The organism is Pontibacter mangrovi (assembly GCF_006385705.1).
GTDB lineage: Bacteria > Bacteroidota > Bacteroidia > Cytophagales > Hymenobacteraceae > Pontibacter > Pontibacter mangrovi.
Map to the genome: position 1 here is coordinate 283,685 of NZ_VFRQ01000005.1, position 25,860 is coordinate 309,544.

General features: G+C 52.5%; 15 protein-coding genes and 1 other RNA gene. 15 read left to right on the forward strand and 1 reads right to left on the reverse strand.

Annotated elements, in window-relative coordinates; genetic code table 11:
* Nucleotides 1-164: 164 nt before the first annotated feature.
* The 3 genes from FJM65_RS11390 (at nt 165) to ssrA (ending at nt 4,520) form a co-directional block, all read left to right on the forward strand.
* A complete protein-coding gene (locus FJM65_RS11390) occupies nt 165-2,531 on the forward strand; it encodes an ABC transporter permease (RefSeq protein WP_140621643.1) in 2,367 nt (788 codons plus the stop codon).
* 338 nt (nt 2,532-2,869) lie between these two features.
* Complete coding sequence (locus tag FJM65_RS11395) at nt 2,870-4,006, forward strand: transglutaminase-like domain-containing protein (protein ID WP_140621644.1); 1,137 nt, start codon at nt 2,870-2,872, stop codon at nt 4,004-4,006.
* Between the two features lie 144 nt (nt 4,007-4,150).
* Nucleotides 4,151-4,520, forward strand: a transfer-messenger RNA (tmRNA) gene (gene ssrA / locus FJM65_RS11400).
* Nucleotides 4,521-4,631: 111 nt separating this feature from the next.
* On the opposite strand, the gene FJM65_RS11405 is transcribed toward ssrA, so the two are convergent.
* A complete protein-coding gene (locus tag FJM65_RS11405; protein ID WP_140621645.1) occupies nt 4,632-5,318 on the reverse strand; it encodes a hypothetical protein in 687 nt (228 codons plus the stop codon).
* A gap of 299 nt (nt 5,319-5,617) precedes the next feature.
* Here FJM65_RS11405 and FJM65_RS11410 point away from each other — a divergent pair, with 299 nt between their 5' ends.
* The 12 genes from FJM65_RS11410 to FJM65_RS11465 all read left to right on the forward strand — a co-directional run bounded on the left by FJM65_RS11410 (nt 5,618) and on the right by FJM65_RS11465 (nt 25,845).
* Nucleotides 5,618-5,896, forward strand: a complete 279-nt coding sequence (locus FJM65_RS11410; protein ID WP_140621646.1) for a hypothetical protein — start codon at nt 5,618-5,620, stop codon at nt 5,894-5,896.
* Between the two features lie 200 nt (nt 5,897-6,096).
* Entirely contained in the window at nt 6,097-8,577 is a 2,481-nt protein-coding gene (locus tag FJM65_RS11415) for a TonB-dependent receptor domain-containing protein (protein ID WP_140621647.1), read from the forward strand.
* Nucleotides 8,578-8,622: 45 nt separating this feature from the next.
* Nucleotides 8,623-9,786, forward strand: a complete 1,164-nt coding sequence (locus FJM65_RS11420; protein ID WP_140621648.1) for a galactokinase — start codon at nt 8,623-8,625, stop codon at nt 9,784-9,786.
* A 170-nt stretch (nt 9,787-9,956) separates the two neighbouring features.
* A complete protein-coding gene (locus FJM65_RS11425) occupies nt 9,957-10,985 on the forward strand; it encodes a UDP-glucose--hexose-1-phosphate uridylyltransferase (RefSeq protein WP_140621649.1) in 1,029 nt (342 codons plus the stop codon).
* A gap of 319 nt (nt 10,986-11,304) precedes the next feature.
* Nucleotides 11,305-12,336 (forward strand): LacI family DNA-binding transcriptional regulator, encoded by a 1,032-nt coding sequence (locus FJM65_RS11430; RefSeq protein WP_140621650.1) that lies wholly within the window; start codon nt 11,305-11,307, stop codon nt 12,334-12,336.
* Nucleotides 12,337-12,830: 494 nt separating this feature from the next.
* Nucleotides 12,831-14,705 carry a family 16 glycoside hydrolase gene (locus FJM65_RS11435; protein ID WP_239022928.1) on the forward strand — a complete coding sequence of 625 codons (1,875 nt, stop codon included), beginning with the start codon at nt 12,831-12,833 and terminating at the stop codon, nt 14,703-14,705.
* 21 nt (nt 14,706-14,726) lie between these two features.
* The gene (locus FJM65_RS11440) at nt 14,727-16,727 is read left to right on the forward strand and encodes a hypothetical protein (RefSeq protein ID WP_140621651.1); all 2,001 of its coding nucleotides are present in this window, start codon (nt 14,727-14,729) and stop codon (nt 16,725-16,727) included.
* Between the two features lie 545 nt (nt 16,728-17,272).
* On the forward strand, nt 17,273-19,012 hold the full coding sequence (locus FJM65_RS11445; RefSeq protein WP_140621652.1) for a GMC family oxidoreductase: 1,740 nt from the start codon (nt 17,273-17,275) through the stop codon (nt 19,010-19,012).
* Between the two features lie 29 nt (nt 19,013-19,041).
* On the forward strand, nt 19,042-19,716 hold the full coding sequence (locus FJM65_RS11450; RefSeq protein ID WP_140621653.1) for a gluconate 2-dehydrogenase subunit 3 family protein: 675 nt from the start codon (nt 19,042-19,044) through the stop codon (nt 19,714-19,716).
* A gap of 83 nt (nt 19,717-19,799) precedes the next feature.
* Nucleotides 19,800-20,552 carry a 3-keto-disaccharide hydrolase gene (locus tag FJM65_RS11455; RefSeq protein WP_239022929.1) on the forward strand — a complete coding sequence of 251 codons (753 nt, stop codon included), beginning with the start codon at nt 19,800-19,802 and terminating at the stop codon, nt 20,550-20,552.
* Nucleotides 20,553-21,079: 527 nt separating this feature from the next.
* A complete protein-coding gene (locus tag FJM65_RS11460) occupies nt 21,080-22,354 on the forward strand; it encodes a Gfo/Idh/MocA family oxidoreductase (RefSeq protein ID WP_140621655.1) in 1,275 nt (424 codons plus the stop codon).
* Nucleotides 22,355-22,413: 59 nt separating this feature from the next.
* The gene (locus FJM65_RS11465; protein WP_140621656.1) at nt 22,414-25,845 is read left to right on the forward strand and encodes a DUF1080 domain-containing protein; all 3,432 of its coding nucleotides are present in this window, start codon (nt 22,414-22,416) and stop codon (nt 25,843-25,845) included.
* The last annotated feature ends 15 nt before the right edge of the window (nt 25,846-25,860 follow it).

Consider the following 25,860-nt stretch of genomic DNA (forward strand, 5'->3'; position numbering starts at 1 on the left):
GTGTATCAAAAGCGAACACTTATACTTGCTGGGATTGCGGCAAATAGCTAATAAACAAGTTTTTATGGTTTTGGCACTCTGTTTTCTTGTGAGTCTTAAGATGACCTGGAAAAATCTTCAGAAAAATCGCTTAGCTATACTTTCACACCGCAACGCTTAAAACTATGTTCAAGAACTACCTCAAAATGGCCTACCGCAACCTGATGCGCCACAAGGTCTTCTCGCTCATCAACGTTTCCGGCCTGGCGCTGGGCATGACCTGTTCCATACTTATACTTTTGTGGGTGCGGGACGAGCTGAGCGTCAACCGCTTCCACAAGGATATTGACAATCTGTACCGGGTGATGGAAGTGCAGCGCTACCCTGGCGCTGATGATTTAACCGTTGATGCGACACCGGGGCCACTGGCCGAGGCGCTGGAGCGGGATATGCCGGAGGTGGTACATGCCGTCCGCTCCACCACCTGGGACTGGAAACAGCTTTTTGCTTACAACGACAAAGTGCTAAAAGTAAACGGCCGGTATGCCGATCCGGAGTTTTTTGAAGTGTTTACTTTTCCGCTGCTACAGGGGGATGCAAAGAACGTGCTGGCGCAGCCAAACTCGGTGGTGATTTCGGAAACGGTGGCAAGCCAGTTCTTCAACTCGCCGGAAGAGGCCATGGGTAAGCTTTTTAAGATCAATAACAGCAAGAGCTACAAAGTAACCGGGGTGATGCAGGACGTTCCGAAGAACTCCACCATGCAGTTCGACTATGTGATGCCCGTAAACGATTGGATCAATAGCCCCGGAAGCGATTGGCTGAAGGAATGGGGGAGCAACGCCCTGCGCACTTTCCTGTTGTTACAGCCCGGTACCGACATTGCCGCTTTCAACGAGAAGGTAAAGCCTTTCATAAAGAAGTACCAGCCAGGCGCTAAGACAGATTTGTTTGTGCAGCCTGTTAGCGAAATGTACTTGTACGGCGATTTTACGGGTAGCAAAGCGGTTGGCGGCAACGTAGAGGTGGTGCGTCTCTTTACAGTGGTGGCCGTGTTTATACTGATCATTGCCTGCATCAACTTTATGAACCTGGCCACGGCGCGCTCTGCCAAACGAGCGAAAGAAGTAGGCGTGCGCAAAGCTATCGGAGCCAACAAAGCGGCTTTGGTCCGGCAGTTTATGGTGGAGTCTGTGCTGGTGGCTTTCCTGGCGCTGTTCATATCCGTGAACCTGGTAGGCATGCTGCTTCCGCACTTTAACGACTTAACAGGTAAATTTATAGAACTTAACCTCTCGGATCCCTCACTGCTGCTGATGCTGTTGGGCGTAGCTGCCCTTACGGGCATCCTTTCGGGCAGCTATCCGGCTTTCTTCTTGTCGTCCTTTAATCCCGCGGTGGTTCTGAAAGGAACGGCTAAGCTAAGCAAGCGCGTATCCGTGTTCCGTAAGGGCCTGGTGGTGTTTCAGTTTATACTTTCCGCCTTGCTAATCATCAGCACCCTAGTGGTGTACCTGCAGCTGCACTTTATCCGAACGAAGAATATTGGCTTAAACCGGGAAAACGTAGTGCTGCTGCCGCTGGAAGGTGATCTCCGCGACCGCTATGATGTCATGAAGGAGGAGATGCTGAAAGTGCCAGGCATAACAGGCGTCACGGCTGCAAACCAAAACCCACTGATGGTCGGCAACTCTACCGGGGATGTGGAGTGGGAGGGGAAAGACCTTAATGCGGATATCCTGTTCAGCATCCTGAAAGTAGACTATGATTTTCTGGAAACGATGGGGATGCAGCTGAAAGAGGGCAGAAGCTTCTCGAAAGACTTTGGCGCCGAAGACAGCAAGTTTATCATCAACGAGGAGGCTGCCCGGCTGATGCAGATGCAGGAGCCGGTAGGGCAGTGGCTAAATCGCGGAGATCAGCACGCAACGGTTATCGGGGTGGTAAAGGACTTTAAGACAACCTCTATGCACGAAAACATGAAGCCCCTTGTGATGATGTTGGACATGAATGACGCAAACACGATTTTTGTCCGCGTTAGATCCGAGAATACGCCTGAGGCACTGTCTGCCATGGAAAGTATCGTGCAGAGGCACAATCCCGCCTTCCCGTTCGAGTACCACTTCCTGGATGAGGATTTTGAGCGGATGTACAAGACAGAGGCCATTATGGGTGAGCTCACCAGGTACTTTGCCGGCATCGCCATCTTTATCTCCTGCCTCGGCTTGTTTGGCTTGGCGCTGTTTACGGCGGAGCAGCGCACCAAAGAGATCGGGGTGCGCAAGGTGCTGGGCGCCTCTGTTACGAGCATCGTGTACATGCTTTCCAAGGATTTCCTGAAACTAGTGCTCATCGCCAACATCATTGCGCTGCCGGTGGGCTGGTACCTGATGCATAACTGGCTAAACGACTATGCCGACCGCATGGAGCTGAGCTGGTGGATCTTTGCGATAGCTTTTGTGGCGACCATTATCATCGCGATTGTTACGCTTAGCTTCCATGCCATTAAAACAGCCGTTGCCAACCCGGTCAATTCGCTCCGGGCAGAGTAGGGTAAAGTATAAAGTATTACTTCTAACCCGAGGAAGCGCCCGCCCCCCTGTAAGCTACCCAGCCTGCAGAGGGACGGGCGCTTCTCCATAGATGATGTAAAAGTGATCTTTAGGAAAGTAGGAAGGTGTAGCGAAAGCGAACGGGTGTACGGGAACAGGTGTGTCGAAAGCGTACAGTATAATTTTATAGTATAGGCTTAATTGATTGATATACAGATCTTTATTGTTTTGGCATCTTAATTACATATAGCGATTATGGAAGTCTTGGTAAAATCAGGCTTGCCACCCCAATAAGTATAAAACCATTATCCATTTAACGCCAAGTACAAAATAAAACCATGAAAAAGTCATTAACCTCAATGCTCCTGATGCTGGTGCTGGTGGCACCGGTGTTCGCACAGAAAGTTTACAAAGGCCTGCCTGTTATAAAAGCAAGCGCCACTGCCGCCGACTATAGAATCGGGAAAGACCTGGTGAAAGGCAGCTGGAACATTTCGCCGCAACTGTCGCCGGACGTGCTACGGGTGCCGGTGCCGGAAGCCAGGCAGAAGTTCACTTTCTACACCAACACCGACTCTATCAGCTTTATAGTAAAGGCGGGCAAGTCCTATCGTTTCTACGTAAACCTGAACGACACTGCTTACGCGCTGACCGAGCTGCAGGGGTATGGCTTTGAGGCTGTTAAGTTTAACAAGAAGCAGAGCGTGCCGGCTTATACCTTGCTGTATGAGCAAAATGCCGACAATGCCTACCTGCAGGAGCTGCGCACCAAGTATAACCTGGATGCCGTAGTGGCAGGCGCCGCCAACGACACCGAGAAAGCGCTGCGCATGGTAAACTGGGTGCACAAGCAGTGGCAGCACAATGGCATGAACGAGCCCAGCAGCCCCGATGCCCTCACTATACTGGCAGAGGTTAAGGATGGGAAGCAGTTCCGCTGCGTAGAGTATGGCATCGTAACCACCGCCTGCCTCAACGCCATCGGCCTGCCTGCCCGCACCATGGGCCTGAAGATGAAGGAAGTGGAAACCATAGAGTTTGGCGCGGGCCACGTGCTGCTGGAGGTATACCTGCCAGACCTGAAGAAATGGGCAATGCTGGACGGACAGTTTGATGTGATGCCGGTGCTGAACAACGTGCCGCTCAACGCCGTGGAGTTCCAGAACGCCATAGCCAACAACTACAACAAATTGGAAATCAGAAGCATTTCCGGCACAGGCAAGGCACAGTACGTAAATTGGGTGTATCCTTACCTGTACTACTTTGACGTGAAATTTGACAACCGCGAGGGCGTGGCTTTCCAGCGGGAGACGGTGGACGGAAAAGGTTCGCTGATGCTGGTGCCGGTAGGGGCCAAGGTGCCGGAGGTATTCCAGCGCAAGTATAAATTGGACCGCTACAAGCACACCAACTCGCTCGCAGACCTGTACCAGGCGCCAGTGCTGCCAGCAGCCACTACCACGGCATCCAGATAAGCATAAGGCAGTATAAATTGAAACCTTTTGGCTGTCACCTCGCGTTAAATAAGCGCTGGTGACAGCCAAAATGCCGTAAATTATTCGTACATTTGTGGCATACTTCTTGAAGTATAAACAGCAAGAATTCGTTCTTTAACTTATGGGGATGACCGGAATTGACAGCTTGTGCAGATTGCGTGTAAGCATGTCGGGTGATGAACGTACCACCTGTTAAAAATCCGTTCGAACAATAACTGGCGAATATAACTACGCCATGGCTGCCTAGTCTAGGTACTAAGCACTAGCCATAGTCTCGTGCAGGTTTCGTGAATCTGCTTGCACATACGAGGCTTCGATCCGATTTACTAGCTTGTGCAAGGGTGCGGTGCACAGGCGAAATAAAGCATCTAAGGAGTGCGCATTAGTTTGGTTTATACTAGCAAGCTCCCGACAATCCGAATAAACCTAAGCATGTAGAAGGCACGACGGTTTCCTTGTCTGGACCAGGGTTCGAATCCCTGCATCTCCACTTAGTACTCTTACGAAAAAGGCTTTAGCAACCCGCTAAAGCCTTTTTCGTTTGTAAGCCGCTCAATTGGCATCGGCACCTTAAACGAGGAGCCCATTTCAGGGCACATAAGACCTAAGCGTTAGGTTGATGCGCTACTAGCGCCTGTTCCGGATAGTTTTCAAGGTAGAACTGCTCTTCATCATGCTGGCCCTGTAGTACCCGCCCAAACATGTAGCCTACGCCAGCCATTCCCCCTAAACAAGTCAGTAATTCCCCGCCGATGGTCCGGCTCATGTTAAGTGGAACAAGCATCTGTAGTCCAAAAGTGATGGCAACAGCCAGCAAGCCGCACCAGGCAAACCGCTGATAGCTAAAGGTGCTGCCATAGGGGCTGTTCTCCCGGCCTAAAAATTTCATAGCAAGTTTGGCCATAGCCCGGAAGTAGAAGAATAGTATAACCAGTACCGGTAAAATAGCAACGTATAAAAAGAAAGGTATCATAAAGATCAGCATAAAGCTAAGTCCCACGCCGGCTCCTGCCACTACATAATAAGCGGCACTGATTAGTAAGGGTTTATAAAACAAGGCTGCAGATGCGGGTGCGGAGCCTTTGTCCAGCATGTCGAGGTTAGGAAGTACCAAAGCCAGGAAGAAGAGCACGCCTGGCAAGAGCCAAAGCAGGTATGAGAGAATAGGAAGAATAGCGAGAACATACTCACTAAAAAGGTTGAAAAACGACTCTAAAATGATATGAATGACAGGTACAAGCCCACAAGTTGTTGCCGTGGTGAGTGCCCTTTTGCTTCTGATTGTTTTCATACTATAAACAGCTGTTTTTGCCAGGCATCAGCATCGTTATGCCGCTACTGAAACAGCGTCAAATATATGATTTCTTAAGTTTTACCTGCCGTGTTTTTTCTTCTTATATGTAGAATATTTATTCTAATATTCTGGAAAGCATCTTGCATGTCCCCAGCTACGGCGGCAGAGCCTGACAATAGCATTTCCGTAGAGGGCGGCTACTTATCTAAGCACTCGTTATCAAGCAGAATCTTCATGTAATTACCCCTCCCAAAACGAGCATCACCATACAGGACCAGGAGATTGTACTGTGGCAGGTGAAACGCAAAGTAGCCAGCGAACTGGAGCGCATTCCGGTTTCTGAGCTGCAGACGGTACATTTTAAATTGACGGTACAGGACGGCCACAAACTGAATTTTGCCTGGAGCCCTGACGGCAGCAGTTGGAACGAAGCCAACAAAGGAGAGCCAGTCGACGGCGCTTTTCTGCCGCCCTGGGACCGCGGTGTGCGTGTTGGCCTAAGTGCCAAAGGTGCGGCAACGGCCTCGGCCGCATTTAACTGGTTTAAATTAAATTACAGCAAGAAAGAGATTTAAACCTCGCTCTATTGCTGGTGTCTAAACGGCAAAGAAACAAGGCATGTTTGGGCAGCGATCGCGAGGAAAACAACGAGAAGCGGCCTTGGGAAGGGCGGGGATAAACTGAACGTGGTGTAAACATATCCCTGTCATCGTTTTTGAACAGCACCTAACAAATCGTCTGCAGGCCTGAGAAGGGCGTTTAGTGAAAACCTACCATGAGAAGACTTTTATTTCTTGTAGCTATTCTTGTGCTGTTGGCTGCCCCTGTGTATGCAAGCGGGAATAAACCTATACTTGGTGTTGTGGTGGATGCTACTACCAAACAACCGGTCGCTTTTGCCACAGTAGCTTTAAAGAACAAGGCGGATGGTATACTGGCAGGCGTAAACACCGACGTAGCCGGTAAGTTCACGATACCCAATGTTGCCCCTGGTGAGTACAAACTGTTTATTACTTATGTTGGCTATACGCCCAAGACTCAACCAATCAAAGTGCCCGAAGCCGGTGAAAGTGTAGATTTAGGAAGTATAGAGCTGGCCGCCGCAGAGCTGGCCCTCAAAGAGGTGGAGATTAGCGTGGAGCGGCCCTTGGTGGAAGATACGGACGACGGGTATGTATACAATGCCGAGAACGATGCCAGTGCAACGGGAGGTACTGCCGCCGACTTGCTTACCAATGTGCCGGGCCTCACGCTGGGCGCAGACGGCAACCTGGAGATGATGGGCACAACCAAGATCAAAGTGCTCATGGACGGCAAGCCCTCATCCATCATGGCCGGCGACATGGCCGAGGCCCTGCGCCAGATCCCGGCAGACATTATCGCTAAAGTAGAGGTGATTACCACGCCCTCCGCAAAGTATGATGCCGAGGGAACAGGCGGCGTGATCAACATCATCACCAAGAAAAACAAGCAAATGAAGGGCTACAACGGCTCTGCAAGTATAACGGGCGGCAACAGGGGCAAAAGCGGAGGTATAAATTTTTATACCCGCACAGGAAAACTGAACCTGCGCAGCAGCCTGAACGGAAGCACCGGCAGAGACTTTGGCGACAACAAGGTGGAGCAGGTATACTATAAAGGCCGGATCGTAAACCAGGACAATGAGTTTACCGAAGCCGGCGCTAAGGTAAACGGGCACTTTGTAGGGGAACTTGACCTGAACGAGAAGAATAGTCTGAGAGCCACGGTAAAGGGGGTAAACACCGATTCTGATACCGACCAGCGAAACCTAAGCATAGAGAGATCCTCAAAAGAAACCGACTATGGCCGTGAGATAAACCGAAATCTGCGCTTGACAGACAAAACGAAAGGAATCGAAAGTATAGATGCTAATCTGGATTACACCAGGTACTTTAAGCAGAAAAACCAGGAGCTTAGCCTGATGATGATGTATAGCGGCACAGGCCGAAAGGACAATAACCTAACCACCCGCCAGAACGCGAACGATGTCATCAACCTCGTGCAGCACAACGACAACAGCAGCACCAACGACGAGCTCACGTTCCAGATTGACTATGTGCATCCGTTTAAAAAACTAGGCCGCATAGAGACAGGGGCCAAGGCGATTCTGCGCGATGCCACGAGCAACTATCTGGTATCTTCGGCATCGTCCTGGGAAGAGCCGCTTCAGGAGGATACAAGGCGCACAAACGTGTTTAACTACCACCAGGACGTTTTCTCGGGCTATTTCTCCCATACTTTGTCAATCAACAAAAAGTATACTTTGCGGACGGGGGGGCGCTATGAGTACACCACCATAGACGCCAACTTTGTGTCGAGCGGCACCAGTATGAGCAAAACATACCTCAACTTTATGCCAAACATCAACCTGAGCATGAGGCTGAAAAAAGACCAGCGCGTGGCGGTTAGCTACTCCAGCCGCATCCACCGTCCGCAAATCCATTACCTGAACCCTTTCTTCGACGATACTAACGAGCGTAACATCAGGGTAGGCAACCCGGATCTGCTGCCCGAGGTGTCGCACAACACCACGCTTAGCTACAGCAGGTACATCAACCAGCTCACGCTTAAAGGCACCGCCTACTGGCGGCAAACAAACAACGACATCAGTAGCTACCGTTCATTTGACAGGCGCCCGAGCCGCGTGGCCCCTTACGACTCCATAGACGCCATTATCACCTCATTTATGAATGTGGGAAAGAACAGCACCGTTGGTGCCTCTCTGTCTGTCACGCTGCGGCTCAACAAAAGCGGAAACATCGGGACTACGCTGGGAGCTTACCACAGCCAGATCAACGGCGTAACCTACAACCCTATACTGAAAACGACGGAGCTAACCACCCGCAGCGGCATGGTGTACAACTGGCAGGTAAACGGCACTTACAGATTTCAGAAAGACGTGGTGGCCCAGTTGTCCACTTCGCTTAGCTCGCCGCGCTTACAGGCGCAGGGTTCCATTACCATGGTGCAGAAGTATAATGTATCCTTACGGAAGGATTTTTGGAACAGGACAGCCTCGCTTGGGTTTACCATCGATAATTTTTTGAGTAACAAGGATTTGGCGAGGCAGGTAACCAACGCCGATCTCTTTACAAGTACGAATTGGCGATATTCATACAACAGGGTTTACCGGCTTAGCTTAACGTACCGCTTTAAAAAGATGGAGTTTAAGGAGAGAGCCCCTAAAGACCATAAAACGATTGTAAACGACGACAAGGAAAAGGCTGTTCAGTAAGTATAGTCTGAGTAAGTGCAGCAAGCAAATCAATATTTATAAAGTATGATTAACGAGATTATTGAGAAATTCAAAGAGCTTTACCAGCAGGAGCCGACAGTAGTGAGATCGCCGGGGAGGGTAAACCTGATTGGGGAGCACACCGATTACAACGACGGATTTGTGCTGCCGGCCGCAATCGATAAAGAAATTTACTTTGCCATAGCACCTAACGGACAGGAGATCTGCCGCGTGCACGCCTTCAACGAGAGCCAAAGCGACACCTTTAAGCTGGAAAAACACATCGAGCCGTCGGCCGGTGGCTGGGTAAACTATATCAAAGGCGTTGTGGCCCAGTTTATAAAGGCAAACTATGAGATCGGCGGCTTTGACCTGGTGTTCGGCGGAAACGTGCCCATCGGCGCGGGTTTGTCGTCGTCAGCTGCCGTGGAGTGCGGGCTTGCTTTCGGGCTTAACCATATATTTAATTTGGGTGTGGAGAAATTTGAACTGGTGAAGATGGCCCAGAAGGCAGAGCATGAGTATGCCGGCGTGAAGTGCGGCATCATGGACCAGTTCGCCAGCATGTTCGGGAAAGAGGGACACGTGGTAAAGCTGGACTGCCGCTCGCTTGAGTATACTTACTACAGCTCCGATCTGGAGGGTTACCGCATCGTGCTCTGCGACACGCAGGTAAAGCACTCGCTGGCCTCATCGGAGTATAACACCCGTCGCCAGGAGTGCGAGGCCGGCGTGGCGCTTCTGCAAAAGCATTACCCACAGGTGCAGAGCCTGCGCGATGTAACAATTGGCATGCTGGAGCAGCACCAAGCTGATTTTGAGCCGGTTATCTATAAACGCTGTAAGTATGTGGTGAGCGAGAACAACCGGGTGGAGGAAGCCTGCCAGCATTTGCAGGAGGGCAACCTGAAAGCCTTCGGAGAAAATATGTATGCCTCCCATGCAGGCCTGCAGCACGACTACGAGGTGAGCTGCCCTGAGCTGGATTTCCTGGTAGACCAGACCAGAAATGATGAGAGTGTACTTGGCGCGAGGATGATGGGCGGCGGCTTCGGCGGTTGCACAATCAACATCGTGAAACTGGACGAGCTGGAGAATTTCTCCGGAAGAATTGAAGCGGCATACCAGCAGCAGTTCGGCAGAAAGCCACAGATCTATGTTGCCCAAATAGTGGACGGCAGCAGCCTGGTGGAGCCAGGGAAAGTATAAAGTATAAGCTTCGGCTAACCCACCTCTGCCCCCTCCAAGGAGGGGAATTTCTATACGAGTAATTTATTCCCCTCCTCGGAGGGGTTAGGGGTGGGTTTACATTATACTAAAAGCAATCAACCATAATTAGTTGAAGCCCTTTTCGGGCGATAACATAAGAGGAATTTAGCATGCCTGATTTTGATTTAGCAGAACACCCCCACCGGCGTTATAACCCTTTGCTCGACGAGTGGGTGCTGGTGTCGCCGCACCGGGCCAAGCGGCCGTGGCAGGGGCAGGAAGAGGACGTGCAGAAAGATGCCAGGCCGGAGTATGACCCAACCTGCTATTTGTGCCCGACCAATACCCGCGCAAATGGAGAAAAGAACCCAGACTATACTTCCACCTACGTATTCGAGAATGATTTCGGGGCGCTGCAAGCCACTACCCCCGAAGGTGCTTATACTAAAGGCAAGCTGCTTCGCGCCGAGAGCGAGCGGGGCATCTGCAAGGTGATCTGCTTTTCACCGCGCCACGACCTGACCCTGCCCGACATGGAAGTTGCCGACATCAGGAAAGTGGTAGACCTGTGGGAGCTGGAATACTTGGAGCTCGGAAAAATCGACTTCATCAACCATGTGCAGATATTTGAGAACAAGGGTGCCGTGATGGGCTGCAGCAACCCCCACCCGCACGGACAGATATGGGCGCAAAGCGCTGTGCCTGCCGGTCCGGCACGCGAGTCCAAAACGCAGGCTGCCTATTATGCAGCCAATAAGAGAAGCCTCTTGCAAGACTACCTGGAGCTTGAGTTGGAGGAACAGGCGCGCATCGTGTACAGCAACGAACACTTTGTGGCGCTGGTGCCGTTTTGGGCTGTGTGGCCTTTTGAGACGATGCTGTTGCCCCGCCGCCACGTGCAGCACCTGGGGCAGCTGAGGACAGAGGAGAAAGACGCTTTCGCCGATGCCATCAAAAAGCTGACCATGGTATACGACAAAGTGTTTAATGTGTCGTTCCCCTACTCGGCGGGCATTCACCAGCAGCCAACAAACAACGACGACCACAGCGGCTGGCACCTGCACATGCACTTTTATCCGCCCTTGCTGCGTTCAGCCTCCGTCAAAAAGTTTATGGTTGGTTACGAAATGCTTGGAGACCCGCAACGCGATATAACACCGGAAACAAGCGCAGAGCGTCTTAGAGGAATATTATCGTAGACTTTTTTGGTTATTTGTAAAGAGTAAGATAGTGTCTTTTTACTGAAGATGTAATGGTTAGCTAACAAGATGCTTAGCTATATCAGCTCGTGACAAATCATTAAGACTTGTTCTTGGGTGACGACCTATTCCGTCTTAAGATTGGGAGGAAACCAATCTCCGCAAGCACATCGGGCAGTGCTATATTGCGCCATAGGTGCTAAATTCTGGCAAAATAATCGTACTTTGTGTGCGGTCAGTACGGAGGCAGTCCTGCCAGCATAATAATCAAAGCTTTCCCTCCCTGCTAACCGGAACTTATTCTCCCTGCATAACCGTAATGAAAAAGAAGCTGCAAATTAGTGATATAGCTAAACAACTAAATGTTTCCATCACTACCGTCTCTTTCATACTGAACGGTAAGGCAAAGGAAAAGCGCATCAGCGATGACCTGACGGCAAGGGTGTTGAAACTGGTAGAAGAAGTAGGCTATCGCCCTAACCAGTTGGCCCAGAGCCTGCGCACAGGTAAAACCAAAACCATAGGCCTTATGGTGGAGGATATTTCAAACCCTTTCTTTGCCAACATTGCGCGCCTAATTGAAGAGAGAGCCCATAAGGAAGGCTACAAAATAGTATACTGTAGCACCGAGGACGATACTGAAAGGACAAAGGAACTCATCAGCATGTTTAGGGACATGCATGTGGATGGCTACATCATCACGCCCCCCGAGGGAGTGGAGGAAGATATAAAAAAACTAATTGCTGATGGTTTTCCTGTTGTGCTGGCAGACCGGCAAGTTGCCGGCGTGGATGCGCATTGCGTTATTGTTGATAATTTGTTGGGTGCCTACAATGCCACGACTCATTTAATTGAGCGGGGCTATCAGCGTATTGCCTTTATCACGATAGATTCAAAGCAAAGCCAGATGGTGCAGCGGCTGGAAGGATACACAAAGGCACTGGAAGAGAATGACCTAGAGGCCGTTGTGTTAGAAGTGCCATACCGCTATGACGCAAAGCAGATGATACAGTCTATTACATCTTTTCTGGAGGAAAGAAAAAACATTGACGCTGTTCTTTTTGCGACAAACTATGTGGCAGTAAGAGGATTAGAAGAAATCTCTCAAATCAGTCCAGCCGATGCACCTGCCAAGTTGGGGCTGGTGTCTTATGATGATCATGACGTTTTTAAATTTTTCAAGCCGACGGTTACGGCAGTTGCGCAGCCTACGGAGGCGATTGCAAATCATGTCATCAACCTCATGCTGAACCTGTTGGGGCAGAAAAATAGCACCTTGAAAGCCGAGACAATCATTCTTCCGACAAGCCTTGTTGTCAGAAACTCCTCTCTCCACAAAACAAAAGTATAAAGGCCTGGCTGTCAATAAGCCTGGCTATGAGTTGTAGTCCCTATTAGATCCATGCACCTTAAGTAGTGCCAGAACTTAAGGTGCCTTTTATTTTGTAACCTTCTCGTTTGAGTGCCCTAATGATTAATCACTCAATATTCTTAATATCTTCTGTTTAAGCTTTTATTTTAATGTAATACTGCTAAATTTGAAAATAGTATTACCCAAATTTTAAGGGTGAAGCAGCAAGAATTATCTTTTTCTAAACAGTAGGTGGGGACAGGGGGCTTATTTTTTAGATTGTTTGCTAAAAGGTTTTAGCAAACACTTCGCAGCATTGCAGCTGCGATGGTAAAAGAATCTAAAACACCCTAAGTATAAATTACGAGATGGCCACCACGCCAAACAAGGAGCGCGGCACCAAAGCGGATGCTTACCCATACTCCCTGTCGAATGAGAAATAGAAACACTTTACATATTGTGCAACTCGGGTCATCCCAACTAAAAACAGGTATATGATTAAACGTAAAACCACACCGATGCGGGGCATGTGGCTGGCGGGTATCGCGCTGATGTGCAGCACCGGCGTATCCCTGGCGCAGTCTGCGGCGCCTCAGACTACGGCCATACCACTTGATAACCTGTCCTCCTTCCAGAATCCGGGAAAGAGCTGGCAGGTTGCCGGCGATGTGACGGCCAAACTTGATAAAGATAACGAGCTGGATGTTAAGGAAGGAACAGGTATTCTGGTGAACGAGCCCAGCAGAAAGAAGAAAGGCGTAGACCTGCTCACCAACTTTGAGCATGGGGACGTGGACCTGGAGCTGGACTACATGATGGCCAAGGGCTCCAACTCCGGTATATACCTGCAGGGCCGCTACGAAGTGCAGCTGGAAGACAGCTGGGGCGTGAAGAACCCTACCTCGGCAAACAACGGCGCGGTGTATGAGCGCTGGGACGAAAGCCGCCCTAACGGACAGAAAGGCTTTGAGGGCTATGCCCCCCGCCAAAATGTGAGCCGGGCACCGGGTCTGTGGCAGCACCTGAAAATCTCGTTTCAGGCCCCTCGCTTCGATGCCAGTGGCAAGAAAATAGAGAACGCCAAAATACTTCACGCCGAGCTGAACGGTGTAACCATACATGAGAATGTGGAGCTTTTCGGGCCAACACGCGGCGCCCTGGGAGGCAACGAGGTGGCCATGGGGCCGCTGCGCCTGCAGGGCGACCACGGCGCTGTGGCCTTCCGCGACATCAAGGTAACGAAGTATGGCAAACCAAGGCCCGAGCTGGTAGACCTGAAGTACCAGGTGTTCAAAGGGAAGTTTGAGGCGGAGCCCCGGTACGACAGCATCCCGCCAGAGGCTGAAGGCACATCGGTGGCGCTAACCTCGGAGATAAGCCCCTTCCAGAAAGACTTCCTGGTTCGCTATACCGGCACACTGCGGGTAAAGGAGCCGGGAGAGTATACCTTTAACCTGAACACCAACGGTGGCGGAGGGTTGATGCGGATCAACAACAAAGTGGTTGTTCCGATAGAAGGCCGAGACCGAAAAGGTACCGTTACGCTACCCGCAGGCGACATGCCGTTTGAGCTGGTGTACTCCAAAGTTGTGGAGTGGGGAAGACCTGCGCTGGGGATTGCCGTGGTAGGGCCCGGCATCCGGGAGTACCTGATCGGTGACCCTGTGGCCGGAGGAAACGATAACTCCCAAGGACCAATCCTGGTGGACGCTCCGGTAAACACCATTCTCCGCAGCTTCATGGACCTGCCGGTTCCGGGCGAAAATGGCAAGAAAAACACCAGAGTGGTACATGCCGTGAACGTAGGGAGCCCGGACCAGGTGCATTATACCTATGACATGGACAAGGGAAATATGATACAAGTATGGCGAGGAGGGTTCCTGGACGCCACGCCGATGTGGTATAGCCGTGGCGATGGGTCATCCCGTCCGGTTGGGGCGGTGCAGCACTTTGGGCAGCCGGCCTTTACCCTGGCGAAACTGGCTAATCCGCAGGCGGCTTGGGTGATAGATACGGCGGGCACTGGTTTCCGCCCCGAAGGATACGACCTGGACAAGGCAGACCAGCCAACCTTTAGCTACCGTGTGTACGGCACAAACGTGCAGGACGCCATCCGTGTAGTGGAAGGCGGCAAAGGCTTTCAGCGGGAGCTGACGGTGCAGAACCCTGCGGAGAACCTGTATGCCCGACTGGCAGAAGGAAGTAGCATTGAGCCGGTGTCGAAGGACATGTACCTGGTAGACGGGAAATCCTACTATGTCAGGATAGACGATGCCGGAGGTCAGAAGCCTGTTGTACGAGATGCCAACGGGCAGAAAGAGCTGATTGTGCCGGTGCGTGGCAAGCTACGCTACTCTATCATTTTCTAATCCTAGACCGCTTTTACCAACATGAAATATACGCATAGAAAATCATACAGAAAGTCCGTGCTCAGCTTCCTGCTGACGGCGGCTACTATAACTGGGTTCGGTGCCTCGGCCGTAGCACAGGAATCACCCATGGAAGAGGATTACTTCAGGATCATGGGCGTGAGTTCGCCGGAAGGCGCCTTGCTGGAGGTGGGCGGCCTGACGGTGCTGCCTTCAGGAGACCTGGGCATATCCACACGCCGCGGCGATGTATACATTGTGGAGAACCCCACAAGCCAGCGGCCATACTTCCGCAAGTTCGCCTCCGGCCTGCACGAGATTCTGGGCCTGGCCTACAAAGATGGGGCGCTGTATGCTGCCCAGCGCGGCGAACTTACCAAGTTGGTGGACACGGACATGGACGGCAAGGCAGACAAGTATAAAACGGTTTATGCATGGCCGATTTCGGGACATTACCACGAGTACAGCTTTGGGCCTAAAATAGCCCCGGACGGCAGCTTCTTTGTTACCGGCAACGTAGCCTTCGGCGATGAGGAATGGTGGCGCGGCGAAAGCCGGGTGCCTTGGCGTGGCTGGACGATGAAGATCAGCGAAGACGGCAAGATGGAGCCATGGGCCACAGGTATGCGCTCCCCGGCAGGACCAGGCGTTATAGATGGAGAACTGTTTTATACCGATAACCAGGGAGACTGGATGGGTTCAGGTGGACTCTGGCACTTGCCGAAAGGGGCATTTACCGGACACCCTGCAGGGCTGCGCTGGAGCAATATGCCCAACTCTCCTGTGAAAGCAACCGCGGAGCAGCTATACGCCCAGGTAGATCAACGTAAGGTCAGAGACGAAAACGGCCGCTATATCAAGCCTGAGAATGTGGTGGATGAGGAGTTCAAGACCCTGTACGAGGTGAAGAAGGCTGTTCCGGAGCTGCAGTTGCCTGCGGTGTGGCTGCCCCACGGCATCCTGGGAATCTCTAACTCAGAACCGATCAAAATCCCAGAAGATAACTTTGGACCGTTTGGTGGTCAGGTGTTGGTAGGCGATCAGGGCATGAGCCTTATCTCCCGCGTGTTCCTGGAGAAAGTGAACGGCGAGTACCAGGGAGCTGCCTTCCTGTTCAGGTCCGGTTTCCAGTCGGGTGTGCTCCGTATGGCCTGGGCCAAAGACGGTTCCCTGTTTGTAGGGGAGACGAACCGCGGCTGGGGTTCGGCGGGTGACGCCAACCAGGGCCTGCAGCGCCTGGTGTGGAACAACAGGGTACCTTTCGAGATGCGGGCAGTGCGCGCCATGCCGGATGGCTTCGAGATAGAGTTTACCAAGCCGGTTGACAAAAAATCAGCCGAGAACGTTGCTTCTTACAGCGTTTCAAGCTTCATCTATAAATACCATCCCGTGTACGGAAGCCCTCCAGTCAACACTGAAGAGTGCGTGATAAAAGGCGTGAAGGTGTCGGAGGACGGCATGAAAGCGCGCCTGGTGGTGGATAACCTGCGTCGCCACTACATCCACAACATTACGCTGAATGGCGTACGGGAGCGGGATAACTACCACTCGTTGGTGCACCCAACGGCTTACTACACGCTCAACAACATTCCGGAAGGGGAGAAGTTGTCTATGAGCGAGTTGAGCACAAAAGGGGCTGCAGCGGAGACTGAAAAGAGTGCCGCTGCAAAGAAAGCGGCGCCTGCTAAAAAAACGGCAAAGCCCGCTGCAAAAAAGGCGCCTGCTAAAGCCACAGCTGCAGCGCCAACCTATACCGAGGTAAAAGGGCTGCTGGCAAAGTATACTTGCCTAGCTTGCCACAACACGGATAAGAGACAGGTAGGCCCAGCTTATGTGGATGTGGCTAAAAGAGGCTACACGCCGCAAAAGATCGTGGAGCTGATCCACAACCCGGAGCCTAAGAACTGGCCGGATTATGCCACAGAGATGCCTCCTATGCCACAGGTACCGAAGGAGGATGCCCTTAAGATTGCGAAGTGGATTAACTCGCTGGCCTCAGCTGAGAAAAGCTCCTCTAAGTAAGGCGGCTTTGGCAATGTATCATATAACAAAAGCTGTTTTGCTTCTGAATGGGAACAGCAGTTTTTTGCAGGTATTTAGCAATTCTTAGTTTGTACAGCCCTGCTATGTATGAGCCATATTTATTCTGCCGGTGACTTAGTAGGTTGGGTTTTCAAATTCATTTTTTCTTTGTTTATCAGATATCATTTTTACCAAGCCTGCACTTACCTTAAAATCCTGAGATTGCCTGTTTACTTCTTATCAATAAATACATTTTAGAAGTATGTTTATTCTGATATATTGATTAGTTTAAGCTGTGTATTTTGATGTCGCAGCAAATGTATACTTGCAACATCATAATCTTCAGGTGGCCATTGGTGTGCTGAACTATACCTAGGTCCCCGTCAACGATAGATTAAAAATTCAAGAGGCCTTTGTGGTCTGTTTTAAGCTTTAGCTAACCTTAGAGGCCTTTGGGGAAACCCGGCGGGCCTTTAAGGTTATAGCTTCTTAGAACAGCTGTTATGCCTGCAAAGTACCTCTTCACCCTTTTTACAAATTTTCTTATGGAAGATGTCCAGGTAAAAAAGAAAACAAAAAAATATGATGCTGTCATCGTTGGCTCCGGGGCGGGCGGCGGCATGGCGGCTTACGTGCTGGCCAATGCCGGCTTAAAAGTATGCCTGCTCGAGGCGGGCGCCATGTATGATCCTGCCACGGACTCAGCACAACTTAAAAACCCTTGGGAGTCGCCAAGAAGAGGGGCCAGTACCAAGTTCAGGCCATTTGGCGACTTTGACGGTTGCTACTGGGGATGGGAGATAGACGGCGAGCCCTACACAAAGGCCGAAGGAACGGAATGGGACTGGTGGCGCGCCCGTATGTTGGGGGGCAGAACCAACCACTGGGGAAGAATCTCCCTGCGCTTCGGGCCAAAAGACTTTAAGCACAAAAGTATAGACGGGCTGGGGGAAGACTGGCCGATAGGCTATGAAGACGTAAAGCCATACTACGACAAGGTGGATCGCCTGATCGGCGTGTTTGGGACAAACGAGGGCCTGGAGGATGATCCGGACGGGATTTTCCTGCCGCCACCACTGCCCCGCCTGCACGAGCTGATGATCAAGAAAGCGGCCACGGGAATAGGCATTCCAGTTATACCTTCGCGCTTATCCATCCTTACCCAAAAGATAAACGATGAGCGGGGGCAGTGCTTTTACTGTGCCCAGTGCGGACGCAGCTGCAAAGCCTATGCAGACTTTTCATCCTCCTCCTGCCTGATAAAGCCTGCCGTGGCCACCGGAAACGTGGATGTTATTCCGCATGCCATGGCGCGTGAAGTCATCACCAATGCAGAAGGCTTGGCCACGGGCGTATCCTATGTTGATACGCTGGACATGCTGGACTACCAGGTAGACGGCAGGGTGGTGATACTGGCTGCCAGCGCCTGTGAGAGTGCGCGATTGCTACTCAATTCCGTATCCCGCCGCCACCCGAATGGCCTGGCCAACTCCAGCGATGTGGTGGGGAAATACCTGCACGACTCTACCGGTGCGGCCGTGGGGGGCGTACTGCCCCAACTGATGGGGCGCAAGCGCTACAATGAGGACGGCGTAGGCGGCATGCACGTGTACACGCCCTGGTGGCTGGATAACAAAAAGCTCGATTTTCCGAGGGGCTACCACATAGAGTACTGGGGAGGTATGCAGCAACCGGCCTACGGGTTTGGCTGGGGCATAGAGAACCTGAACGGGAAAATGCAGGTGCACGGCAAAACAAAAGAGGCCGGCGGTTATGGCAAGTCCCTGAAAGAAGATTACCGTTTCATGTACGGGGCAAGCGTGGGCATGGCCGGCCGCGGAGAAGCCATCGCTTTCGAGAGTAACTACTGCGAGATAGACCCGAACGTAGTCGACAAGTATGGCATACCGGTTTTGCGCTTTAATGTGAAGTATTCCGACTACGAGATCAACCAGGCCAAGCACATGAACGAGACGTTCAAGGAGATCATGCACGAGATGGGAGCTATCATTACGTGGGGTGGCGATGCTGGACCGCACAATAACTGGGGACTGGAGAATCCGGGCAAGATCATACATGAGGCAGGCACCGTGCGTATGGGCAACGACCCGAAAAAATCAGCCCTGAACAAGTATAGCCAGGCGCATGACTGCAAAAACGTGTTCTGTGTGGACGGGGGGCAGTTTGTGTCACAGGGCGATAAGAATATCACCTGGACCATTATGGCCCTGTCGATGCGGGCGTCTGAGTACATTGTTGATCAAATGAAAAAGCAAAACCTGTAGCCAGGCTGTAGGTATAAACTGATACTCATATGGATAGAAGAGAATCATTTAAAGCGATCGTGCTGGGCACTGTTTCCTCCGTGTTGCTCCTGGAGTCCTGCGACAGCAAAACCGAGGAACAGGTTGCTGATGTCATCAAGTCGCCTGAGGCTTCCGCAACCTATGGCCGTATGCCGGAAGAGGTGGCGCGCCTGAAGGAAATAACTTCTAAAACTTTCTTTACAGAGGAGGAATTGGCCACCATCACCCTACTGGCTGATATTATTATTCCGGCCGATGACGTAAGTGGCAGTGCATCTGACGCCGAGGTTCCTGCCTTTATCGAGTTCATCGTAAAGGACAAGCCGGAGTTCCAGACCCCGATGCGCAGCGGCTTGAAGTGGCTGGATATCCAGTGCCTGAACCAGTATGAAAAGCCGTTTCGGGACTGTAGCGAAAAGCAGCAGCTGGACATGGTGGATGCCATTGCCTATCCGGAACAGGCGGCCCCTGAAATGAAGAAAGGCGTGGCGTTCTTTAACCTGATGCGCAACCTGACGGCAACCGGCTTTTTTACCTCCGAAATGGGAGTGAAGGACCTGGACTACCAGGGCAACCGGCCAAACCAATGGAAAGGCATTCCGGAGGAGGTGCTGAAACAGTACAAGTTGGCTTACACCGAAAAAGAGCTGAAGGAATGCATCACGTTTGACCGCACGGCATAAGCCGGTTTTCGTTGTCTATTTTCAGAAGCAGGTAAGAATCGTATACAGATCAAATTGAGCACCAGATGACAGCTAAACTTTTAATGACAGCCTTGTTAGCAGGTAGTTTTTTTATGGCACAGGCACAGCAAAAAGCAAAACCGGAAGACACAGAAGTATGGGAGCCCGTACCCGAAGTGGTAAAGCCCGGGGAAGTAAGTATAGAGGCTCCGGCGGATGCGGTTTTCCTGTTCAATGGGAAAAGCCTGGATCAGTGGGTATCCACGAATGATAGGTCCAAGCCCGCAGGGTGGACTGTTTCGGATGGGGTTATGACGGTAAACAAGCAGGCCGGCAACATCGAGACGAAAAAAGCTTTCACGGATTACCAACTGCACATCGAGTGGCGCATTCCGGAGAACATCAACCTGGAGGGGCAGTCGCGGGGCAACAGCGGCCTGTTCCTGGCCTCTACAGGCAAAGGCGATGATGGATATGAACTGCAGTTGCTGGACTCCTACAACAACAAAACCTACGTGAACGGGATGGCGGGCAGCATTTACAAGCAGTTTGTTCCGTTGGCAAACCCAGCCAGGAAGCCCGGTGAGTGGCAGAGCTACGATGTGTTCTGGAAAGCGCCTGTTTTCGCCGAGGATGGCTCCGTGAAATCTCCTGCACGGGTAACCGTACTGTTCAACGGCGTGCTGGTACAGAACAACGTGGAGTTGCTCGGGCCTACGCAGTACATCGGAAAACCATCCTACAAAAAGCACGGGCCAGCCCCGATAAAGCTACAGGCGCATGGTGATAAAAGCGTGCCTATCAGCTTCCGCAACATCTGGATAAGAGAGCTTTAATGCCGCTGTAGTATAAGTATAAACGATTTTTTTAAAGTGAGGATGAAGTCGCAGCTTGACACCTTTTTACAAGGCCGAAAGCTGCGGCTTCTTTTTTATAGGGTTTGTAAAGAAGCTTGAGAAACAGCGGCACCAGCTTGCTAAAGTTGATGCCGCACAGAATAAGATTATTTCTGGACTTTTAGGCCCTGTGGCTTTTCTTATACTCTTATAATTTATATATTAATACGCTGAAAGTCAGCTGACAGCTCCTGAACCCGCTACTGCAGTTATGCAGAAAAACTAATCCAGGATGAGACGCCATGCATTGGCACCGCCTCTCTAAACCCAGTACACCGCTATCCAGCGAAAGCCGCTATTACTCTAAACCAGAGCAGCGGCAAGATACGCTTACCTCCGGAGTGCCGCGGCCTCACAGGGCGGATGCAGGCATTTGGTTTCGGATGAATACGCTTACTGTTTGTTTTTAATGGCTTTAACGAGCCGGATAAGTATAAAAGTTAACGTAGTATAAACCTTCACTCTTCATGAAACCAGACCAAGAGAACTCAAGGCGGGATTTTTTAAAGAAGTCTGCCCTTGCACTAGCTTCATTCACCATTGTGCCGCGCTTTGTGTTGGGGGGCAAAGGATACGTGGCCCCCAGCGACCAGCTCACCAAAGGCGTGATCGGCGTAGGCTCCATGGGCCGCAACCACTTTCCCTACGGCGATACCCGCGTGGTGGCCGTTTGTGACGTGGACCAGAACCACCTGAAAACCGCCGTGGACATGCTGGGCAAAGGCGTAAAAACCTTCACCGACTACCGGGAGCTGATCCAGCTGCCGGAGGTGGATATCGTGCACATCGCCACGCCGCCGCACTGGCACGGCATTATGGCGGCCGATGCGGCACGGGCCGGAAAGGACATCTGGTGCGAAAAGCCGATGACCCGCACCATCGGGGAGGGCAAACGCGTGGTGGAGGCCGTGCAGCAGCACGGGCGCATCTTCCGCCTCAACACCTGGTTCCGCTTCGACGATGTTTTCTACGGCATGGGCACCACCGTTAAGCCAATCAAGAAGCTGGTGGACAGCGGCCTTTTGGGCTGGCCTTTAAAAGTAACCGTGGGCCGCGGTACCGGCTACGACTGGAAGTTCTACTGGGTAGGCAAGACTAACCTGGACCCGGTTCCGGTGCCGAAAGATCTGGACTACAACAGGTGGCTGGGGCCGGCTCCCTACAAGCCCTACAACCCGCACCGCGTGCACGGCACCTTCCGCGGCTACTGGGACTACGACGGCGGCGGCCTCGGCGATATGGGCCAGCACTACATGGACCCCATACAGTATTTCCTGGGCAAGGACAACACCAGCCCGGTGTCCGTGGAAATCGATGCGCCGCAGCAGCACACCGATGCCGTTGGCACCTGGCGCAGAATCACCTATACTTATGAAGACGGCTGCCAGATCATCCTGGATGGCGAGGGGAAAGAAGAAAACATCCCTTACATCGAAGGGCCAAAGGGAAAACTTTACCCCGGCTTTCGTTCCGACATCCCTGACCTCCAGCGGAAACTGGCCGCCTTCCCGGACCCCGAGCCGCAGGTGACGGACTTTGTGCAGGCCGTGAAGAATCGCCAGAAGTTCGCGCTAAACGAGGAGAACGGCCACCGGTCCTGCACGCTGGTGAACATGGGCCTGGCGGCCCTGCGGCTGGGGCGCTCCCTCAGGTTCGATCCCGTGAAGCAGGAGTTCATCGACGATGAGGGTGCGAACCGCCTGGTATACCAGCCCATGCGCTCCGACTGGACGCTGGCGTAGCTGTAACATAAAACTCAAAAGCATTCTTGTATAGGTTAGAATTATACTGCACCGATATCATGAAAAGAACATCACTCTTGCTCCTGGCTTTGCTTATGGTAAGCACTGCCGTTGTGGGGCAACGAAAAAATGACCAGCGAACCCTTTCCACGAAGATCGCTGACTTGCTGGCAGAGCTGCCGGCAAAAGACGAAAAACACCTTCAGGCAAGCATGGCGGAAATGGCCGCTATGGGAGAGGAGGGCCTCGTGGAAATGGCCGGCTTGCTGTCGGCCCCCGGCGAGGGGGACAACACAGGTATAGAGTATGCGCTGGGAGGATTCTCCGCTTACGTGATGCAGCCAGAGAGAAAGGAATGGCGGAAGATGAGCGCCAATGCCTATTGCCGCGCCCTGCAAAATGCCACGCATGAGGAGAACAAAGCCTTTTTGATCAGGCAGCTGCAGACGGTCGGGGATGATGCCGCTGTTTCCTGTCTGCAGGGCTATCTGGGCGACGAACGCCTGTGCGGACCCGCCGCCAGAGCCCTTACAAGTATAAATAGTCCCGCCGCCAGCCAGGCGCTCCTGCAGGCCCTGCAAAAGGCGCAAGGCGACTGTCAACTGTCCATGGTGGAGGCGCTCGGTGACACCCGCCATACTGGAGCAGCTTCGGCCTTGGCGCCGCTGACAAGCAGCCAGGATGAGAAACTGAGAAAGCTCACGCTTTACGCCCTGGCCAACATCGCAAATCCTTCTTCGGAGGCCATACTTGCTAAAGCGGCGGAAGAAGATCAGTATAAGTATGACGAAGACAACGCCACCGCCACTTACCTGTTGTTTGCCAAAAGGCTGGCAGAGAACGGGCAGCAGCCACAGGCAGAGAAGATAGCTCAATCCATCCTGAGCAAGGCCACTGCCGAGGAGCAGGTGCACACGCGTACGGCAGCCCTGAAGCTTTTGGCCGACCTGCAAAAAGAGCAAAGTATGAACCTGTTGGTAGAGGCAGCGGGCAACCCGAATCCGGAATACCGCGCCGCCGCCCTGAAATTTGCCGCGCCATACCTGACCGCTGACAACACGGCCCTGTGGGTGAAGAAGCAAAAGAAAGCCGATGCCCAGGTGCAGGCAGAGATCATCACCATGCTGGGCAAGAGCGGCGCAAAGAGTGCGCTGCCGGCAGTGGAAAAGGCGCTGAAGGATAAAGACATGCAGGTAAGGCTTGCAGCCATTGGCGCGGCCGGCAGATTGGGGCAGGAAGAGGCGCTGCCCTCCTTGTTTAAAACGATGCGAAAAGGCGGCGAGGAAGAAGCGGTAGCCGTGAAAAATGCCTTGCTGATCATGAAAGGCGAGGGTATGACGGACAAAGTATCGGAGGCCTTGCCAAAGATGCCCGCAGTGGCCCAGGCGGAGCTGTTGGCAGTTTTAGGAGCCCGCGGCGAGAACCGGAAGTTCCAGGAAGTGCTGCCGTACGCAAAGCATGATAACGCTAAAGTGCGCCTGGCTGCGCTGGAGGCACTCGCCAACATGGCCACCAAAGAGAACCTGCCACAGCTGTTCGCTCTTCTGAACGAAACCACGCAACCGGAAGAACTGGCGGCGGTGCAAAAAGCCGTGGTGGCAGCGGTAGGCGATTATGAAAATCAGTCGGAGAAGGCAGCGCTGGTGCTGCAAAAAATGAACGAGGCGCCGGCAGAGAAGAAACCGGCCTATTATAACATACTGGCAAGTATAGGCGGGGACCAGGCGCTGCAGGCTGTCGCGCAGGCATTCGAAAACGGAAATGAGGCCAGCAAATCCGCCGCCCTGGCAGCGCTTTCGCAATGGTCGGATGTGAGCGCGGCAAAAGAGCTGTACCGCATCAGCGCCAGTGCCAACAACGCCACCTACCTGGACGAGGCGCTGAAAGGCTACATCCGTACCGTGAGCCTCTCCACATACCCGGCGGCCCAGAAGGTGCTGATGCTCCGTAAGGCCATGGAGGTGGCCAAAACAACAGAGCAGAAGCAGCTTATACTTTCTGAAGTAGGCCGGAACAAGACGTTCCCGGCGCTGGTATTTGCCGGCACGTACCTGAATCAACCTGATCTGCAGCAAGAAGCCGCGCATGCGGTCATGAACATTGCGCTCTCCAACAAGGAGTTCCAGGGAGACGTGGTGCGTGGTTACCTGAACAAGACCATCCAGGTGCTGCAGGGGCCCGACAGCGAGTATCAGAAAGAGTCGATGCGCAAGTTTCTGGCCGAGATGCCGGAGGGAGAGGGCTTTGTGCCGCTGTTCAACGGCAAAGACCTGAGCGGGTGGAAAGGACTGGTCGGCAACCCGATAGAGCGGGCCAAGATGGACAGCAAGACGCTGGCTCAGAAGCAAAAAGTGGCCGACGAGGAAATGCGACGAGACTGGAAAGTAGAGAACGGTGAGATCATTTACGTGGGGCATGGCTTCAACAACCTCGCTACCCAGAAGAAGTATGGCGACTTTGAAATGTATGTGGACTGGAAGATCTTTGACGATGGAAACAAGGAAGGCGATGCCGGCATTTACCTGCGCGGCACGCCGCAGGTGCAGATGTGGGACACCTCGCGGGTAGACGTGGGGGCACAGGTAGGCTCCGGAGGCCTGTACAACAACCAGGTGCACCCAAGCAAGCCGCTGAAGGTAGCCGATAACGCGCTGGGCGAGTGGAACAACTTCCGCATCCTGATGAAAGGCGACCGTGTGACCGTATACCTGAACGGGGAGCTGGTGACCGATAACGTGATCCTGGAGAACTACTGGGACAGGGGCCTGCCGATCTTCCCGGAGGAGCAGCTGGAGCTGCAGGCGCATGGTTCCAGGGTAGCCTACCGCGATATTTACATCCGTGAGATCCCGCGCCCTGAGCCGTTTCAGCTGAGCGCTGCAGAGAAGAAAGAAGGTTTTAAGGTGCTGTTCGACGGCACCAACATGCACAGCTGGCAGGGCAACACCACCGACTATGTGATTGAGGATGGCGTGATGGTGGTGCACAAACCCAAGTTCGGAAGCGGCGGTAACCTGTATACCAAGGAGGAGTACAGCGATTTTGTTTTCCGTTTCGAGTTTAAGCTGACGCCGGGAGCCAACAATGGTCTGGGCGTGCGTGCGCCGCTGGAGGGAGACGCTGCCTACCAAGGCATGGAACTGCAGATCCTGGACAACGACGCCGACATCTACCGCAACCTGGAGGACTACCAGTACCATGGCTCCGTGTACGGGGTGATCACCGCGAAGCGGGGTGCCCTGAAGCCTGTGGGCGAGTGGAATTATCAGGAGGTGATCGTGAAAGGGCCGAAGGTGAAGGTGATTCTGAACGGCACCACCATCATGGACGGGGATATCGCGGAAGCCAGCAAGAACGGAACACTGGACGGGAAAGACCACCCGGGGCTGAAGCGGAAGAAAGGCTACATCGGCTTCCTGGGCCACGGTTCAACGGTATGGTTCCGCAACATCCGCATCAAAGACCTGAGCAAAGACCAGAAAGCTTTATAGCAGGACAAGTATAAA

Bases quoted from the DNA above. Each gene is read 5' to 3' on its own strand.
- FJM65_RS11390 (WP_140621643.1), top strand. From the start codon at position 165: ATGTTCAAGAACTACCTCAAAATGGCCTACCGCAACCTGATGCGCCAC.
- FJM65_RS11395 (WP_140621644.1), top strand. From the start codon at position 2,870: ATGAAAAAGTCATTAACCTCAATGCTCCTGATGCTGGTGCTGGTGGCA.
- FJM65_RS11405 (WP_140621645.1), bottom strand. From the start codon at position 5,318: ATGAAAACAATCAGAAGCAAAAGGGCACTCACCACGGCAACAACTTGT.
- FJM65_RS11415 (WP_140621647.1), top strand. From the start codon at position 6,097: ATGAGAAGACTTTTATTTCTTGTAGCTATTCTTGTGCTGTTGGCTGCC.
- FJM65_RS11420 (WP_140621648.1), top strand. From the start codon at position 8,623: ATGATTAACGAGATTATTGAGAAATTCAAAGAGCTTTACCAGCAGGAG.
- FJM65_RS11425 (WP_140621649.1), top strand. From the start codon at position 9,957: ATGCCTGATTTTGATTTAGCAGAACACCCCCACCGGCGTTATAACCCT.
- FJM65_RS11430 (WP_140621650.1), top strand. From the start codon at position 11,305: ATGAAAAAGAAGCTGCAAATTAGTGATATAGCTAAACAACTAAATGTT.
- FJM65_RS11435 (WP_239022928.1), top strand. From the start codon at position 12,831: ATGATTAAACGTAAAACCACACCGATGCGGGGCATGTGGCTGGCGGGT.
- FJM65_RS11440 (WP_140621651.1), top strand. From the start codon at position 14,727: ATGAAATATACGCATAGAAAATCATACAGAAAGTCCGTGCTCAGCTTC.
- FJM65_RS11445 (WP_140621652.1), top strand. From the start codon at position 17,273: ATGGAAGATGTCCAGGTAAAAAAGAAAACAAAAAAATATGATGCTGTC.
- FJM65_RS11450 (WP_140621653.1), top strand. From the start codon at position 19,042: ATGGATAGAAGAGAATCATTTAAAGCGATCGTGCTGGGCACTGTTTCC.
- FJM65_RS11455 (WP_239022929.1), top strand. From the start codon at position 19,800: ATGACAGCCTTGTTAGCAGGTAGTTTTTTTATGGCACAGGCACAGCAA.
- FJM65_RS11460 (WP_140621655.1), top strand. From the start codon at position 21,080: ATGAAACCAGACCAAGAGAACTCAAGGCGGGATTTTTTAAAGAAGTCT.
- FJM65_RS11465 (WP_140621656.1), top strand. From the start codon at position 22,414: ATGAAAAGAACATCACTCTTGCTCCTGGCTTTGCTTATGGTAAGCACT.